This is a genomic window from Pseudomonas sp. NPDC088429 (genome assembly GCF_044753305.1).
In the GTDB taxonomy this organism is placed as follows: Bacteria; Pseudomonadota; Gammaproteobacteria; order Pseudomonadales; family Pseudomonadaceae; genus Aquipseudomonas; species Aquipseudomonas rustica.
The window spans coordinates 127,060-143,423 of the sequence record NZ_JBIVMX010000001.1; the positions used below are offsets into that span (position 1 = coordinate 127,060).

General features: G+C 59.3%; 16 protein-coding genes and 1 pseudogene. 7 read left to right on the top strand and 10 right to left on the bottom strand.

The genetic code is table 11. The features are described 5' to 3' along the window. Positions 1-89 precede the first annotated feature (89 nt). From ACIP66_RS00710 to ACIP66_RS00730, 5 genes are all read left to right on the top strand, one after another. On the top strand, positions 90-2,456 hold the full coding sequence (locus tag ACIP66_RS00710; RefSeq protein ID WP_400644409.1) for a TonB-dependent receptor: 2,367 nt from the start codon (positions 90-92) through the stop codon (positions 2,454-2,456). 7 nt (positions 2,457-2,463) lie between these two features. Next, complete coding sequence (locus ACIP66_RS00715) at positions 2,464-3,789, top strand: LLM class flavin-dependent oxidoreductase (protein ID WP_400644411.1); 1,326 nt, start codon at positions 2,464-2,466, stop codon at positions 3,787-3,789. A gap of 110 nt (positions 3,790-3,899) precedes the next feature. Beyond that, entirely contained in the window at positions 3,900-4,427 is a 528-nt protein-coding gene (locus tag ACIP66_RS00720) for a GNAT family N-acetyltransferase (RefSeq protein WP_400644414.1), read from the top strand. A 301-nt stretch (positions 4,428-4,728) separates the two neighbouring features. Next, positions 4,729-6,207, top strand: a complete 1,479-nt coding sequence (locus tag ACIP66_RS00725) for an APC family permease (RefSeq protein ID WP_159811425.1) — start codon at positions 4,729-4,731, stop codon at positions 6,205-6,207. 51 nt (positions 6,208-6,258) lie between these two features. After that, positions 6,259-7,443 (top strand): iron-containing alcohol dehydrogenase, encoded by a 1,185-nt coding sequence (locus ACIP66_RS00730; protein ID WP_400644417.1) that lies wholly within the window; start codon positions 6,259-6,261, stop codon positions 7,441-7,443. Positions 7,444-7,446: 3 nt separating this feature from the next. Here the strand turns inward: ACIP66_RS00730 and ACIP66_RS00735 are convergent, their stop codons facing one another. The 6 genes from ACIP66_RS00735 to ACIP66_RS00760 all read right to left on the bottom strand — a co-directional run bounded on the left by ACIP66_RS00735 (position 7,447) and on the right by ACIP66_RS00760 (position 12,412). After that, positions 7,447-8,343, bottom strand: coding sequence for a LysR family transcriptional regulator (locus ACIP66_RS00735; protein WP_053120439.1), 897 nt, complete (start codon positions 8,341-8,343; stop codon positions 7,447-7,449). 130 nt (positions 8,344-8,473) lie between these two features. Continuing rightward, positions 8,474-9,964 (bottom strand): DUF1254 domain-containing protein, encoded by a 1,491-nt coding sequence (locus ACIP66_RS00740; protein WP_400644421.1) that lies wholly within the window; start codon positions 9,962-9,964, stop codon positions 8,474-8,476. Positions 9,965-9,981: 17 nt separating this feature from the next. Then, positions 9,982-11,400, bottom strand: a complete 1,419-nt coding sequence (locus ACIP66_RS00745) for a DUF1254 domain-containing protein (protein WP_400644696.1) — start codon at positions 11,398-11,400, stop codon at positions 9,982-9,984. Positions 11,401-11,565: 165 nt separating this feature from the next. After that, positions 11,566-11,940: a cytochrome c gene (locus ACIP66_RS00750; protein WP_400644424.1), complete on the bottom strand. Its 375-nt coding sequence runs from the start codon at positions 11,938-11,940 to the stop codon at positions 11,566-11,568. 47 nt (positions 11,941-11,987) lie between these two features. Further along, positions 11,988-12,194 (bottom strand): hypothetical protein, encoded by a 207-nt coding sequence (locus ACIP66_RS00755; protein ID WP_400644426.1) that lies wholly within the window; start codon positions 12,192-12,194, stop codon positions 11,988-11,990. A gap of 47 nt (positions 12,195-12,241) precedes the next feature. After that, the gene (locus ACIP66_RS00760; protein WP_246542006.1) at positions 12,242-12,412 is read right to left on the bottom strand and encodes a hypothetical protein; all 171 of its coding nucleotides are present in this window, start codon (positions 12,410-12,412) and stop codon (positions 12,242-12,244) included. A gap of 186 nt (positions 12,413-12,598) precedes the next feature. On the opposite strand from ACIP66_RS00760, the gene ACIP66_RS00765 reads away from it, so the two are divergent. After that, a complete protein-coding gene (locus ACIP66_RS00765) occupies positions 12,599-13,132 on the top strand; it encodes an adenylate kinase (protein ID WP_400644428.1) in 534 nt (177 codons plus the stop codon). 78 nt (positions 13,133-13,210) lie between these two features. Here ACIP66_RS00765 and ACIP66_RS00770 read toward each other — a convergent pair whose 3' ends face one another. Further along, a complete protein-coding gene (locus ACIP66_RS00770; RefSeq protein ID WP_400644430.1) occupies positions 13,211-14,014 on the bottom strand; it encodes a hypothetical protein in 804 nt (267 codons plus the stop codon). A 72-nt stretch (positions 14,015-14,086) separates the two neighbouring features. Between ACIP66_RS00770 and ACIP66_RS00775 the strand changes: the two genes are divergently transcribed. Next, positions 14,087-14,536 (top strand): GNAT family acetyltransferase, encoded by a 450-nt coding sequence (locus tag ACIP66_RS00775; RefSeq protein ID WP_400644432.1) that lies wholly within the window; start codon positions 14,087-14,089, stop codon positions 14,534-14,536. Here the strand turns inward: ACIP66_RS00775 and ACIP66_RS00780 are convergent. The 3 genes and pseudogenes from ACIP66_RS00780 to ACIP66_RS00790 all read right to left on the bottom strand — a co-directional run bounded on the left by ACIP66_RS00780 (position 14,527) and on the right by ACIP66_RS00790 (position 16,363). Further along, the gene (locus tag ACIP66_RS00780; RefSeq protein WP_400644434.1) at positions 14,527-14,949 is read right to left on the bottom strand and encodes a hypothetical protein; all 423 of its coding nucleotides are present in this window, start codon (positions 14,947-14,949) and stop codon (positions 14,527-14,529) included. The genes ACIP66_RS00775 and ACIP66_RS00780 overlap by 10 nt on opposite strands. An 89-nt stretch (positions 14,950-15,038) precedes the next feature. Next, positions 15,039-15,746 (bottom strand): annotated as a pseudogene (locus tag ACIP66_RS00785) (class I SAM-dependent methyltransferase). Positions 15,747-15,853: 107 nt separating this feature from the next. Next, positions 15,854-16,363: a nucleoside deaminase gene (locus tag ACIP66_RS00790; RefSeq protein WP_282353458.1), complete on the bottom strand. Its 510-nt coding sequence runs from the start codon at positions 16,361-16,363 to the stop codon at positions 15,854-15,856. Between the last annotated feature and the right edge of the window lies 1 nt (position 16,364).

Here is a 16,364-nt window from a genome sequence, read left to right on the forward strand (position 1 = left end):
CCCTTTTCCCACCTTCACACGCTCTAGCATGGCACTCCTACCGAGCCCGACCGATTGCGTCGCGCGGCAAAAAAAGGAGCTCTGCGTCCATGCTTTTACGTTACTCGGCCACCACGGCCCATCGCCTCAAGCCCCTGAGCTTTTCCTTATGGCTGGCGCTGCCCGGTGTCCTCTGCTCGACCCAGAGCTTCGCCGCCGATGAACCCGAAGCGTCCACACCGACGGCAACTCAAGCCGATAACTCGGCGCCACGGCTTGAACAGGTCACCGTGACCGCGCGCCGTCGCGAAGAACAGTCGCAAGACGTACCGACGCCGATCACCACCCTCAGCGGCGCCAACCTGGAAACCCAGCGCATCTACAAGATTCAGGATCTGCAACAGGCCTTGCCGAGCGTCAACGTTGCTTATGTCCATGCGCGGGTTTCCAGTTTTGCCGTGCGCGGGATCGGCAACAACCCGGCCAGCGATGGCCTCGAAGGCAGCGCCGGGATTTACCTGGATAACGTCTATCTCGGCCGTCCCGGCATGGCCGCGTTCGACATGCTCGACGTCGAGCAACTGGAATTGCTGCGCGGGCCGCAAGGCACGTTGTTCGGCAAAAACACCACGGCGGGCGTGCTCAACATCACCACCCGTGGCCCGACATTCACCCCCGAGCGCAGCCTCGAAGTGTCCGGTGGGCAGGACGGCTACTTTCAAGGCAAAGGCACGGTGTCCGGGCCGTTGACCGACACCCTCGCCGGTCGCCTGTCGTTCTATCGCACCCGGGACGACGGCTACCTGAACAATCGCCACGACGACCGCACACTGCTCGGTGGCGAGCGCGAAGGCTTGCGCGGGCAATTGCTGTTCAAACCCAACGACGATTTCAGCCTGCGCTGGATCAACGAATACAACAGCGAAAACTCCAGCAGCGGCAGCAGCGTGATTTACGGCGCGGGGCCCGTGTTCTGGCGCCGCGCGGCACTGGTCGGGGCGAATCCGCAGGTGGGCGAGAGCAACATCGATGGCCGCCAGAACGTCAGCGTGCACCAGAACGCGAGCTCCGTTGAAGCCAACTGGAACCTTGCCGGCGGCTACACGCTGACCTCGATCAGTGCTTATCGCAGCTGGCACTTCAACCCGGCCAACGACGCCGACCAACTGGAAGTCCCGGTGATCAACGACTTCGGCTACGAAGTCCACGACCGGCAGTTCTCGCAGGAAGTGCGCCTGGCTTCGCCTAAAGGCGAGTTCTTTGATTACGTGGTTGGCGCCTACGCGTTCAAGCAAGACCTCGGCAACCGCATCTTCACCGACCTCGGGCCGCTGGCGGATCTCAACCTGATCGGCGCCAATCTCAATGCACTCAACAACGTCAACAGCAAGGTCAACAGCAAGGTCAACGGCAAGATCGACACCGAGAGCTACGCGCTGTTTGCCCAAGGCACCTGGCACCTGACCCAGCGCCTCGATTTCAGCGCCGGCATCCGCGGCACCTACGAAGAAAAAGAAGCCAACGTCAAACGCTTCGCCCCTGTGGGTGGCGGCACGCCAGTGGTGATCCCGGGCGTGGTCGATGGCAACGCGATCCGTGCCGGCCAGGTCGGCGCCTACGACACCGGTGACTTGCACCTGTACAACGCCGCACCGTCGTTTCTGGCCAGTTTGAGCTACCACTTCAGCGACGATGTGTTGGGCTACACCTCATTGTCCCACGGCGAAAAATCCGGCGGCGTCAACCTTGCGGTCGGCTCGGCTCCGAGCGCTGGCGCTGAGTCATTGCTGGTCGGCCCCGAGCGGGCGAACGACGCGGAACTGGGGATCAAAAGTCAGCTGTTCGACCAGCGTTTGCAACTCAACGCGAACGTATTCTGGACGGGCGTGAACGGCTATCAAGCCACCACTTACTACCAGCCGCCGGGCTCGTTGACCGGTTACCAATTGCTGACCAACGCCGGCACCGTGCGCTCACGTGGACTCGAATTTGAGGCCACCACCGTGCCGGTTCGCGGACTGACGTTGAACGTCAACGGCTCGTTCAACGACGTCACCTATCTGTCGTTCAAAGACGCGCCCTGCCCCTCGGAAAACCCCGGCCAGACCAACTGCGACCTCAGCGGCCAGCGTGTGGCCGGCGCCTCGCGCTGGATCGGCAACATCAACGGCGAATACAAGTGGCCGCGCATTGACCGCATCGAACCTTACGCCACCGGCAGCTATGCCTATCGCTCCGAGAGCGAAGGCACCCTCGACAACTCCGACCTGGCGAAGATCGACGGCTACGGCCTCGCCAACTTCTCGGTCGGCGCGCGCATGGACTACGGCGACGGTTTGCTGGACGCCTCGCTGTGGGTGAAAAACGCCTTCGATCGTGAGTATTACCTGGCTGTTGGCAGTGGTTCCAACGGTCTTTACACCGCCTCGCCAGGCCAGCCGCGCACTGCCGGCCTGACCTTGCGCTATGACTTCTGAGGACACTATGACAACAGCAAAAATGAGCCTGGGCGCGTTTCTCATGAGCAGCGGCCACCACCTCGCCGCCTGGCGCCACCCGCGTGCCTGGGCTGGCGGCGGACTGGATTTCCAGCACTTCAAAAAACTCGCCACCACCGCCGAACGCGGCAAGTTCGATGCGATATTCTTCGCCGACAACCTGGCCTTGATGGGCTCGCCGGAACTGGGCCAGTTCACCACCGCTGGCGATGTCTTCGATCCACTGGTGCTGCTCTCGGGTCTGGCAGCGGTGACCGAGCGCATCGGCCTGGTGTCGACGGTCTCGACCAGCTACAACGAACCTTATTTACTGGCGCGCAAGTTCGCCTCCCTCGATCACTTGAGCGGCGGGCGCGGTGGCTGGAATCTGGTGACCTCGGCGACCGATCTGGAGGCGCTGAATTTTGGCCGCGACAAGCATTTCGAACACGGCGACCGTTATCAGCGCGCTGAAGAGTTCATCGATGTTGTCACCGGCCTGTGGGACAGCTTTGAAGACGACGCTTTCATCCGCGACAAAACCAGCGGCGTGTTTTTCCAGCCGGACAAACTGCATGTACTCAATCACCACGGCGAAAACTACCGGGTACGCGGGCCGCTGAACATTCCGCGCACGCCACAGGGTTACCCGGTGCTGATTCAGGCCGGCTCCTCGGAACCGGGCAAGGCCTTGGCCGCGCGCACCGCTGAAGTGGTGTTCACCGCACAACAGACCCTGAGCAACGCCCAAGCCTTTTACGCCGACGTCAAAGGTCGACTTGCCGGCTACGGCCGCCGTCCTGAGCAGTTGAAAGTCATGCCGGGGATTTCGCCGGTGATTGGCCGCACGCAAAGTGAAGCGGAAGACAAATACCAACAGTTGCAGGATCTGGTCGAGCCACGGGTTGGACTGGCGATGCTCGCGGGCATGGCCGGTGGTTTCGACCTGTCGGAATATGATCTGGACGGCCCGTTGCCAGAGCTGCCGCAGAGCAATTCGATGCAGAGCCGTCAGGCCTTGTTCATCGATCTGGCGCGCCGGGAAAACCTGACAATTCGCCAGTTGTACCTGAAAGTCGCCGGCGCGCGCGGCCACCACACCGTGATCGGCACGCCGAAAACCATCGCCGACACCCTTGAAGAATGGTTCGTCGGCCAGGCTGCCGACGGCTTCAACATCATGCCGCCGTTCCTGCCGGAAGGACTGGATGACTTCGTTGACGGCGTGGTGCCGTTGCTGCAACAGCGCGGGTTGTTCCGCACTGAGTACAGCGGCAGCACGCTGCGGGATCATCTGGGATTGCAGCGGCCGGGCAATCGTTACCAGCGTTAAGCCGGTAGCGATGGCTCCATGAAAAATCCGTGCATTGGATCTTTCGTTGCACAACGATAGCCCTAGACTGGTTTCTTTCTCAGGACTCACCTGACAAGGAAACCCGTCCAGTGCGCGACTTTGATAACCAACCCGATTTAAGCGGCAACACGCTGCAACTGCGACCACTCGCCGACAGTGATTTTGAAGGCATGCTGCTGGCGGCGAGTGACCCGCTGATCTGGGCCGGCCACCCGGCCACGGATCGCTATCAACGACAGGTCTTCGCGCCCTACTTCGCCGCGCGCCTGGCCAGCGGCAAAGCCCTCGCGGTGATCGAGATGGCCTCCGGGCAGATCGTCGGCATGTCGAGCTACTACTCACCGCCCGACCAGCCTGACGCAATCGCCATCGGTTACACCTTTCTGACGCGGGCGAAGTGGGGCGGGCTGGCCAATCGCGAGCTAAAGCGATTGATGCTGGAGCATGCGTTCAAGGCGTACGACATCGTCTACTTCCACGTCGCGCCTAATAATCTTCGTTCGCAAAACGCCATGCTCAAGCTGGGCGCAACGCATTTGTATGACGCCGAACTGGATCTGTCTGGAGTGCCTGCAATGTGCAAATGCTATGGGCTTTCCAGAGCGCAATGGGGCTAGCCTGCGCTTTGCCAATCAACGACGGCTGATCACGGTCAGCCATCTTCTCTGCTCGCTTCTCCAAACATATGAAATTCCAGAACCCAGCCTACAAACATATGAATTTTTATCGATGTTTGCCTGGCTTAAGCTCCCTTCACTCCTCATGAAGGAGGCCGTTTCGTCGGTACGCCTGAGACAAGGCGATCCTAAAAATAATGTGTCTGCCGACCAAGGAATTTCTTATGTCCGCCCTGCTCGCACGCTGCCGTGCCTGTCATTGCGCGCTCTCCAGCGCCAGCGCTTCAATGGGAGGCCGACAATGACCTCGCCTCTTTCCCGCCCAAACGCCGATGAATCGTTGCTGCACAGCCAGGGCTATGCCCAGGAACTGCATCGCGGTCTGTCATTGTGGTCTTCATTTTCTGTCGGGTTCGCTACCGTTTCGCCGGTGGTGGGCATTTATTCGGTGATGTCATTGGGCGCGATGAACGCCGGGCCGTCCTGGGTCTGGATCGTTCCGTTGTGCCTGGCGCTGCAGTTTCTGGTGGCGCTGGTCTATGCCGAACTGGCCTCGCAATACCCGCTCGCCGGCGGTTGCTATCAATGGGTTCGGCGACTGGCGGGCGATCGCTGGGCGTGGTTCACCGGGTTCATGTATCTGGCCTCGGCATTGGCTTCCTTGACCACTGTCGCCTACCTGGGCGGTTTCTGGTTGTGGCTGTTTTTTACCGGCGCGCCGCCATCGGCGAATGCCCAAGTGTTCAGCGGCGCCGTGCTGTTGCTGCTCGGTTTGGGGGTTAACCTGTTCGGCATCAACCCGCTGAAGTACTTCGTCAACGCCGGGATCATTGCCGAGGCGATCGCCTCCATCGGCATCGGCGTGTTGTTGCTGTTGTTCTTCCGTAACCATTCGCTGTCGCTGGTGTTTGAAGGACTGACCTCCAGTCAGGGTGGCGACGGCTCGTACCTGCCAGGATTTCTGACGGCGATGGCGGTCGGTGGCTGGGCCTTCCTCGGGTTCGACGCCTGCTCGCAGGTGTCCGAAGAAACTGCCGATGCGCGGACGTCGACGCCACGGGCGATTTTGCGCTCGATGATTCTGGTCGGCCTCACCGTGATGCTCACCGCATTCGCCGTGACGCTGTCGTTTACCGACACCGCAGGCATGGTCTCCGGGCAAATCGTCGACCCGGTGACACCTGCTGTCGTTGATGCCTTCGGTAGCTGGTCGGAACGACCTTTCGTGGGCATCGTGTTGGTGGCGTTCATCGCGTGCATCGTCTCGGTGCAGACCTACATCGGTCGCGCCGTGTTCGGCATGGCCCGCGACTCGATGCTCCCGGCGTCGGCCCTGTTGCGCAAAGTCGACAAGCGCAAAGTGCCTTTCGCGGCGATGGTTTTCAGCACCTGTTTCGCCAGTCTCGGTCTGGCGCTAGGCCTCAACGCAACGGCGGTCGGCACGTTGATCGCCTTCGGCAGCGGCGGCTTTTTCATGGTGTTCCTGATTGTCGTCAGCTGCGCCCTGCTTGCTCGTCTGCGCGGCCAATGGAAACCCGAGCCCGGGACTTTCAGCCTTGGTCGCTGGGGTCTGCCGGTCAATCTTGCGGCGTTCTTCTGGCTGGTGTTTGAAAGCATCAACGTCGCTTGGCCACGGGAGTCGCTGGCGCCACCGGGTGCGCCATGGTTTCAGGTGTGGGCGGTGATTCTGGTGTTCTCGATCCTCGCGCTGCTGGGCCTGATCTACCTGTTCCGCGCCAAGCCTTATCTGCGCAGCAGCCTGCAACTGCGCACCGAATAACCCCCCGCCTTGTCATGCGGGGCCCTTGCGCCCCGCGAATCTGGAGTTCAGATGTCTTCTCTTCACTACTGGAATTACCCCACCGAAATTTTCTGCGGGTCCGGCGCGCTGGATGTGTTGGCCGAACGCTGCAAACTGTTGGGAATGCGCAATCCGCTGCTGGTCACCGATCCGGGGATGCTCGCGCTGGAACCTATGGCGCTGATCAAAGCGCATTTGCAGCACGCCGATATTGCCTTCGCGGTGTTCAGCGACATCGACAGCAACCCGAGCCTGAATGACGTCGCCCGAGGCGTGGTCGCTTTCAAGGCTGGCCGGCATGATTCGCTGATTGCTCTGGGCGGCGGCAGCGCGATGGACGCCGCCAAGGGCATCAGCCTGGCATCCGTCGATGCTCAAGGCCTCGAGCAATATCAATGGTCGAATGTCATAGCCAGTTACCCGACATTGGCGGACTTTCCGCACCTCGATCTGCCACGTCTGATCGCGCTGCCCACCACGGCGGGCACGGGTTCGGAGCTTGGTCGCGAAGCGGTGTTGACCCTCAGCGAAGAAAACATCAAGCGTGTGGTCAGCCACCCGGAATTACTGCCGGCCTGCGTGATCCTCGACCCGGTGCTGACCCGTGGCCTGCCCGCCGCACTGACCGCCGCCACCGGCATGGACGCGTTGACCCATCACATCGAAGCTTTCTGTTCGCCGCTGTATCACCCGATGTCTTCCGGTGTCGCGGTGGAAGGTATTCGTTTGATTCAGCAGCACTTGTGCAACGCACATCGCGATGGTCAGAACATGGTTGCCCGCGAAGGCATGTTGATCGCTTCGGCCATGGCCGCGGTGGCATTTCAGAAAGGTTTGGGCGGCGTGCATGCCCTCGCCCATCCGCTGGGCGCGCGTTATCACAAACATCACGGGTTGCTGAATGCGATCCTGCTGCCCTACGTGTTGGTCGCCAACCGCCAGGCAATCAGCCAGGACATCGCGCGACTGGCCCGCTATCTGGAGTTGCCGCAGCCTGATTTCGATGGTTTTCTCGATTGGGTCTTGCAGCTGCGCGAGCAGTTAGGGATCGCCCACAGCCTGGGCGAGATGGGTCTGGACACCGACGCGGCGGATTGGGTTGGCGAACAGGCGCTGGCCGATGTTTCTTCATCCGACACCAACGCCTGTGTCCTCAGTGCCGCCGACTATACGCAAATCTTCCGCAATGCCGTGCAAGGCGTGCTGCCGAGATAAAACTCACAAACCGTGCTCAGCCAGCAGATCTGCGATAAAGGCACGCACGGCCTCGCTTTGCGGGTGCCCGACGTGGGTGATCATGCTGTGCTGCACGTCATAACGCAGCGTCTGCGGGTGCAGCGCGCGCATCTTGCCGCTCTGTAACCATGGCCGCGCGTAGTGCGCAGGCAAATAGCCCAGATGCGTCCCGGCGAGCACGCCGTGGGCCACCGCCTCCATGTGGTGCGCGGTGGCTGAAGCGCGATCCGGCGCAATGGGCAGCACCTGATCGGCCGGCAAGAAACCATGGCAAATCCAGTCACTGGCCTTGAGCTGTTCCAGCGTCGGCGCCTCGACGGCGAACAGCGGATGCGCCTGCCCGCAGAAGATACCGATCTCCTCGCTGTACAGCGGTTGGTAATTCAAGGTCGGTAGCGGACGGCTGAAATAGGAAATGGCGACGTCCAGTTGCCCGTCGATCACCGCGCGTTCGAGCTCTATCGGCGAGTTCACGAAGATATGCAGGTGCATGTCGTGTTCGCGCTGATAAAACCGTGCAATGGCCGCGTCGATGCGCGCGGTCGGCAGGGTCGCGATATTGTCCGCCAGCCCCAGATACAGATCCCCGACCAGACGCCCGGATAAATCCTGCGCCTCATCACGGAAGGCATCCACCGCACCAAACAGCGCCGCTGACGCCTTGAGAATCCGCTGACCTTTTTCGGTCAAGCGAAAACCACCCTTGCCGCGCTCGCAAATCCGGTAGCCCAAACGTTTTTCCAGACTGGAAATATGCGTGCTGATGTTCGACTGACTCATGTTCAGCTCAGCTTGCGCAGCGGTGAAACCACCGCACTTCACCACGATGGCGAAAATCCGCAGCAGGCGTAAATCCATGTCCGTAATGTTTCTGATCACCGGGGTGTCCTGTTCAACGATTTCTTGCGACGTTGCGGGGATCAAGTTTCCATTGCGACGGGCGCCGTCGGCAAGCGTATTGAGGGCATGAGGACGCTGAGGCTCCCATGCCGCTCAAGAACCTCTCAAATCATTGCTTGTGCAAATCCCCCGGCTTCCACACTTTGTCGAAGAACGCTTTGGTCGGGCCGTACAGGCGCAGAATCACGAAATAGCCTTCGCCCGGAAGGGTTTTGATCCAGTTTTTACCGGCGCCGGGTGAGTCCGGGCCGAAATGCACATCGATCGAACCATCGGCATTGGCGACCGGTTTGTCCATAGTATTGATCGATGGAAACGGCTGGCCGTTGTCCAAGCCGGACGCGGTGATCGAGTCGTACGCGGTGACCGACCAGAACAAGGCTGCGGGGATACCTTTGGGCAGGTTCAACGTGTAGCTGTTGCTGCCGGAAAGGAATTCACCCGTGGCATCGACGAACGTGGCCGGGTACTTGGCGCCGACGTTTTCCATGTTCACGGCCATGCCCGGGCTGGCTGAATAGGCGTTGGTGAAAAAGCCGGTGCGCGGGTCGATGTAGTTGAACGTGTCGGCGGTAAACGTGGCGTTACCGGGGAATACGTTCAACCACTTGCGATCCGGGTACCACGTGCCGTTGGCGACAATCGTCTGCGGCGTGTAAGAAATCGCATGGCCGATCTTGCTGGCGGTTTTCGCCGCATTGTCGAGCAGGTCACGGCTGGCCTTGTCGGGCTGGAACGGCTTGCCCTTGATGATGCCCAGTGCGGCGAGCATGCCACGCATTTCCATGTCCTGCGGGTCGACGTATTCGTGTTCGATAAACCGCGACAGCATGTCGAAAGCGCTGCCATCGGTGGGGTACAGCATGTTGACCGGGGTGTTCGAGGCGTTGGGGAACACCATCGCTTTGGCCGTGGCCTGTTTACCCAACGGATAGATGCGGGTTTTCTCCATGACCGCGACCGGCGCATCGAGCTGTTTCGGATCTTTGAAGAAGCCGCGCCAGAACACGAACACGCCGTACGTTCGCGAGCGATACGTCAGATAGCCCGGCGGCACCTCGCCTTTATAGTCCGGCGGCAGCACCAGGTATTTGGCGCCCTGCCCTTTGTCCGGGCCCGGCAGACCGACGTCGCCACACCACTGACGGCCTTCAATCTCGCCCTCGGAGCAAATCGGCCGCTGGAAGAAGTCATCCAGAATGCCCTGCAAACCCGGCGGCACTTCGATCACCATCGGGCCGTCCTGCTTGAGATCCAGATAGCCCATGGCGTAGATCACGTCGGAGTTGGGCGTGGTCACGCGGGTCTTGGCGTTGAGGCGATCCTTCCAGATCGGCAGCACGTTGTAACCGGCGCCGAAAGCTTTCTCCGAGCCCTCTTTCATGGCGTACATGTTCAACGCCGGCAGAGCCCAGATGTACGACTGCACGGCGCGCTGGAAGAGCAATTCGTTTTGCAGCTGCGCCACGCCTTCGAGCGTCGGATAACCGCCAGCGAACGGCAGGTCGGCCAATTGCTGGTAATGGCTGGCGGCCTGGGCGCTGGCGCTGATCGAAACGGCCAGGCTCAGCGCTGTCAGTGATTTTGCTAACGTGTTCATCGTAAACGTCCTTGCGATCAATTGGCTTTGACAACAGCGGGCGGCACCCATTGGCCGTTCAGCGCAGCCGGCTCAGGCCAGTACGCGCGAATGTAGAGCGAGAAATCCGCACCTTTGGGCGTCGGCAGCCAGTTGGTTTCCTTGTCCTTGCCCGGCGAGTCGCTCTGCACGTAAATCGTTAGCGAGCCGTCAGCATTGGCTTGCAGGGATTTGTTTTTGGTGCCGATGGAATAGCGCTTGAGGTCGTTCGGCGAGAAGAAGTGCTGTTCGTTGTACAGGGTCAGCGACCAGAAGCCTTTGACCGGTGGCAATTGCCCTTTGGCGAAGGTCACGGTGTAGCTGTTTTGCCCGTTGAGGCGCGTGCCGGTCTTGTCCAGATCCTGATAGAAGTACTTGGTTTCTTTCTGCTGGTTGACGAAGATGTTCGAGCGCGCGACGGCGGTACGGCTGAAATAGTCGGTGCCGAACGCCGCGCCGTTGCTGATGGTGCTCCAGTGATCCGGCAATTGCAGGCCGTAGTTACGGAACTGCAACAGCGGGTCGATCACTTCGCTGTCGGCTTTTTTTGCTTCATCGATCATCGCGGCTTTGAGCTGAGGATCGGCCTTGGCAATGGCGGCCAGTGAGGCCATTTGTGCGTAGCGAGCTTCTTCGCCCGGCAACGGTTTGGCGTCCTTGAGCAGCGCGGGCAACTCGTCGAAGAACTTCTCTGGCATCACCCATTTGGTTTCGCCACTGCCGGCGGCCTGCGCCGGGAATTTCGGCAGTTTTGCCCAATCGCGGTGTTTGACCTTACCGTCGAATTGCGACAGCGGGTACATGTCGACGCCCGACAACGATGGCTGAATGGCCGCGCGATCGACAGCGCTATCGTCCTGGAACACCCGGGGAATCACGAATCCGGTGTTGGTGCGCGAGCGGAAGACCTTGGTGATCCCGGCCGGGACTTCGCCCTTCCAGTCAGGGCCCACCAGCAGGTAGAAACCGGGTTTGGTGTCATACATTTTGCCGAGCTCGGCAAAGCTGTCAGAACGCAAATCCACCACTTGGTACACCCAGAAACGGCTGCCGAAATCCGGCACCTGCAACACCACCGGTTCCAGATCCAGCGCGATGCTGCCCGCGCCGTAGACCACGTCCTGATTCGGACACGCCACCAGGCGCTCGGCGGGATCGATGTAATCGCTGAGCATCGACAGTCGATTGATCGGCGCGACCGGAACAATTCCGCCCATCAAGCCAGGTTCAGGCAGATCCTTGAACGCTTGGCGACGGTTGAAAATATTGGCCATGGGCCAACCCCAGAAATACGCCTCACGGGCCATCATGCGCACGTATGGCTCGGTGACCTTGGTGTTGGCGACCGGGCCGCTGACGGAGCCTTCGCTCGCGAAACTTTGCGGGGCCAGAACACAGGTGGTGGCCAGCGCACCCATCAAGCTCAGCGCGAACAGATTGAGGCGTTGCGGCAGTTGAGTCATAAAGCATCCTTACTTGTGGGAATCACCCTTTGCAGGTGAGTCGCAGGAAAGATAGCGCAAGTCTGCCGAGGTGGTTACGCAATGTTTGAGATGTGTGCGGCAGTCCTCGACCTGCAATCATCAGCGCTTTGAAATGACACTTTTCATGTACTGATTCAAATCGCGAAAATCCTCAACAGTCCAGGCGTGCGGCGGCACCTTCACGCCGTTCTCGCGCAACGTTCTTGGGATCAAATCTCCGTTGGGACGCAGGATGATTGACGACACAATGACGCCCGGGTAATCGCTCAGCCGTTGCTTGAAAGCGGCTGTTGTCAGATCCGGCGTCGGCGGATTGCTTTTATGCGCCAGCGGCCCTGTACCTTTGATATCAGCGCCGTGACACATTGCACAGCGCTGCACGAAGAGGTTTTTTCCGTTGCTGTCGTCCGCCAGAGACGGCGATGTTTGAGCCAGCGATAAAACGCCAAGCGCAGCGATGAAGACTGATTTCATGTCCATATGCTCGTACACCATCCATTGAATCTATATCGAAGTAGACGTTACGCGCCTTGTTGACCTTCATAACGCGGCAGCTCGATCGCGTCTGCTTTCGGTGAAAGAATTTTGCCAAATACCGTCTTGAAACCCGGTGCGGTGGCCAGCCTTAATACCGCGTGACCGAGGGCGATGCCAAGCCGCGAATGTGGCGAGGCCAGTCGGGGCGCGAACTTGGGCACGCTTTGCGCCTGATTGACGTAGGGGCGCATCAGTTTTTCGTAGGCCGCGAACGCTTGGGCAAGATCGTCGTGACGACTCAGTTCGCCCGGATCAGCGCCTCAATTCCCATGCGCTGAACCACCGTACGACCGGCGCCGCGCACATCGTTGCGCGTCAGAATGGCGATTTGTTGTAGCTGCTGGCCGACGACATCGCTGGCAATTTGTAGGCTGCGTGGATCTTCGACTGGCGTTGAGGGTGCGCTCATGCGTAATCCTGTCCGGAATTCAGGGCTGATCGTGACGAGTCGGGGACATTAACCTATAGCTAACTTGCTTAGCTACTTTCCAAATTCATCGAGGATTTAAGCCGCCCTACCCTGATATCCTGCTCGCCGTCAGTCGCCGCATGGCTGGTTAAGAGGGACTATCGAACAGTATTCACGGAGGAAAAATTGCGGATCTACATTACAGGTGCTTCGTGCGCAGGCGTGTCGACCTTGGGTGCCAACCTCGCGCCCTCGCTCGATTTAAAACATGTCGATGTCGATGATTTTTACTGGGCGCCCACCAACCCGCCATTCACAACAAAGCGGCCGCCTGAAGAACGCGTTTCGTTGATGCAGCAGGAACTGGGCGCCGACAACTGGGTGCTGACCGGCTCTTGTATGGGCTGGGGCGATGCGCTGATCACCCACGCTGATTTGATCGTCTTCGTTGTGACACCGACGCCTGTTCGCCTTGAGCGTCTGGCCGCGCGTGAAAGGGAGCGATTTGGCGACCGGATCGCCCCAGGGGGCGACATGCATGAGATACATGTGGCTTTCCGAGAATGGGCTTCGCAGTATGACGATCCGAATTTTTCAGGGCGTAATCGAGCGTGGCATGAGGCGTGGTTAAGCGGGCAAACGATTCCGGTTTTACGGGTTGATGGGGCGCGTGGTGCGGATGAAATGGTGGCGGATGTTTTGGGGCATTGTCGCCGCTAGCAATTCGGCCAGAAACATCACTCCAATCGGCTCGGTCAGGGAAGAATCCCATTGAGCAACTACGGCTGTTCTTAACACTCAATCCGCTAAAAGAGTGAAGTACTCCACGACAAAGTAGCCGACCTGATAGATCAGGGTAAACAGCGCAAGTGTCAGCTGCACTCGCCGCCGTTTCTGTGTGATGCCAATCAACACGATGCCGAGCATGATGACGGTGTGGGCGGTATACGCCGCTCCGAGCGTATGCCAGCGGGCGTTGCCTTTGAGGGAGGTGTCGATGAGATCCATGGCCGTGATGAGCGCGATGAGCCCGAAGAACCAGGCACGTCGCTCGAGCAGGTAGTTTTCGTAGCTGCCGAACTCTCTCACGTCTGACGGAAACAGCATCGTCGACACCATGAAATAAAGGGCGCAATAGCAAACAATGAAAAAGTAGGACTCGAACGTCCACACCGGCACCTGCGTTAGACGAAACTCCCACCACCAGAACGTCATGATTGAAATGAGCGCCCAGACCACCCAGCTCATGTGTATCCACGACCATCCAAATTGGCGCGGGTGTTCGATGATCGAAGCGATCCCCTTGAGTAACGTCGTTATACCCAGCCCCAGGATGATGCTGAGGACGATACGGATATGCGAGTAAATCTGGTCTGGGGTCATCTCACTGCGCCGGATTTCAAGCGGCTCTACGTGACTTGATCGTTGATTTCCGGGGTTTCCAGGAAATAAACCGCTCAGGTCAGGTTCCGCCTGTACCAATGGGTTGCAATCGCAAGCCGTTGATCGCTGCTGCACGATGATCGCAATGGCCTGAACGGTCTTAGCGTAGGTGGACATCAATGATGTATGCGGCTTTTTGCAGATAATTTTGTCATCCATCCAATCTGAAGCCCCCTGGACACACAAACCACAGAGCGCTAGCGTCAGCTTATTCAACTCAAGAGCCCCGCCATGGACGTCATTGCCAACTATTCAAACAACCACCACCGACACGCGGTAATAGCGTTATGGGAAACCGTCTTCGGTTACGAAACCGCCCATAACACTCCCAGCCTCGCCATCGACAAAAAACTCGCCGTCGCCGATGAGCTGTTTTTCGTGGCTCTACGAGATGAAGAAGTCATCGGCACGGTTATGGGCGGGTACGATGGCCACCGCGGTTGGTTGTACTCGGTGGCGGTGCTTCCCGCACATCGTCGAGAAGGCTTGGGAGCCAAACTGGTTCGTCACGCCGAGGACGCGCTGATTGCGCGCGGCTGCATGAAGATCAATCTGCAGATCATAAGCGCCAATGCGAGCGTGGCGGCTTTTTATGAAGCGTTGGGTTATTCGATCGAACCGCGCATCAGCATGGGCAAGAAGATTGAAGCGAATATCGTGATGCCAGGGATTCAGGGCTGATCCGCCTGAAACCGTTTACGCAGCAGATTGATCACCAACAGCACACTCGCCGCCATCCCTTGCGAGCCGCACATCAGTCCAAGAATGTGATCGTCAAACAACCACCAGGCGAACGCGCCGAAGAACAGCGTCAGCAACAGCCCAAACACCAATAACGTCAAATGCCGCACGCTCGGAATGTCTTCCAGCACGTCAGCAAAAATGCTCCAGCAGGCCCATTGCATAAACAGCAACACCGTCACCCACGGCAGTGTCTGTAGAAAAGCGCTCGGCGGCAGCGAAGTGACAAAGCTGAACGGCACGGCGAAGACGAAAAACAGTGTTGCGGCGATCGTCGTGCAGGTGGGCACGGTATAGGCCGGCAAGGCGATGACCAGTTGCATCAACTTGAGGGCTTGCAGTCGAGTGATCAATTCTCGCGCTCCTGCGGGTCGTCCTGGCCGAGTCCGGTGGCCGGTGCAGTGACTATAGATCAGCCGCTGCACCACGCAAAAAACTGCACTCAAACCGTCTTACACGTCAGCCAGGCACCCCAGAAAAGACTGCTGAAAAACCGCGTTGCTTCACCAAATCCTGCCTCATGCAGCAATGTCTGAACCGCTACCTCGGAATGCGGCGGATCGGCCCCCTGCAGAATTTTCCCGAGTTTTGCTTGCACCTCATCGGCACTCGCGCCCTGCTGCCGCCAGCGCTGGCCCCATGCCTCTAGCAATAACGGTTGGCTGGCCTAAGCGTAATGATTGCCGGCCACAATCAGCGGTGCGCCGGGTTTCAGCCGCGCTTGGATGGATTGCAGAATCTCGCGTTTGGGTTCGTCGCCATTGAGGTGATGAAGCACGCCGATCAGAGTCGCGGCATCGAAGGTTTGATCCGCCGGCAAGTCATTGATCTCACCGAGATGCACCTCCGTTCTGTGCAGCAAATCATTGGCCTGCAACTGTTGCACCGCCGCGTCCAGCATCGGCTCGGAAGGATCGACTGCAGTGAAACTCCAGTCCGGCTCCAGTGCCGCCATCGCGATGATTTCCTGCGCCGTACCGCCAGCGCCGACCACCAGAATTTTCGCCGGCCGTGACTGCCCGAGACTCGCAGCCAGCATGCACGCCGCCAGATCATGACAGGCGTCATAACCGGCCAGTGCGATGCGGCTTTGTTGGGCGTATTCGTTGGCGCGGGAGTTGTCGAATTTTTCAGCTGAGGATGATTTCACTGGCAGGTCTCCATGTCCTTTTTCAGCAAATTACGCCGGCCAGGGTGACAAGAGAAATTCAATGATTTCATGCACTGCATTCCCATCGGGAATGCAGTGTTCAAACGTTAAGACCAGAACCCTTTATGTGGCTCGGCCGCCTCCCCCTCCAACATCGGCCCGAACACACTGACCTTGCGCTGCCCCTTGGCAAACACTTCGCGGCACGGCAGCGAGAACGTCGGGTTCTCCGGATGGTCACCCGTCAGTCCCAATAACGCGTGCTCCGACAACGCATAAACCACCCGGCCGATGCCCGTCCAATACACCGCGCCAGCGCACATGCAGCAAGGTTCGGCGCTGGTGTACAGCGTGCACAGTTCCAGCTCTTGCGGCGTCAGCAATTTGGCCGCCGCAGCCGCCGCAACCAGTTCTGCATGCTGAGTCGGATCGCCTTCCGGCGGCATCGAGTTGTTCCCCGCTTCGACGATCACTTTGCCGTTGCGGTCGGCGACCAACGCAGCAAACGGGTGGCGGCCACGCTGTTTCGAGGCCTCGGACAAGGCGATGGTCTGGCGCAGCAACGCCAGATCGAGATCGCTGACGCCTGCTGGAATGAGCTGAGTGAATTGATTCATG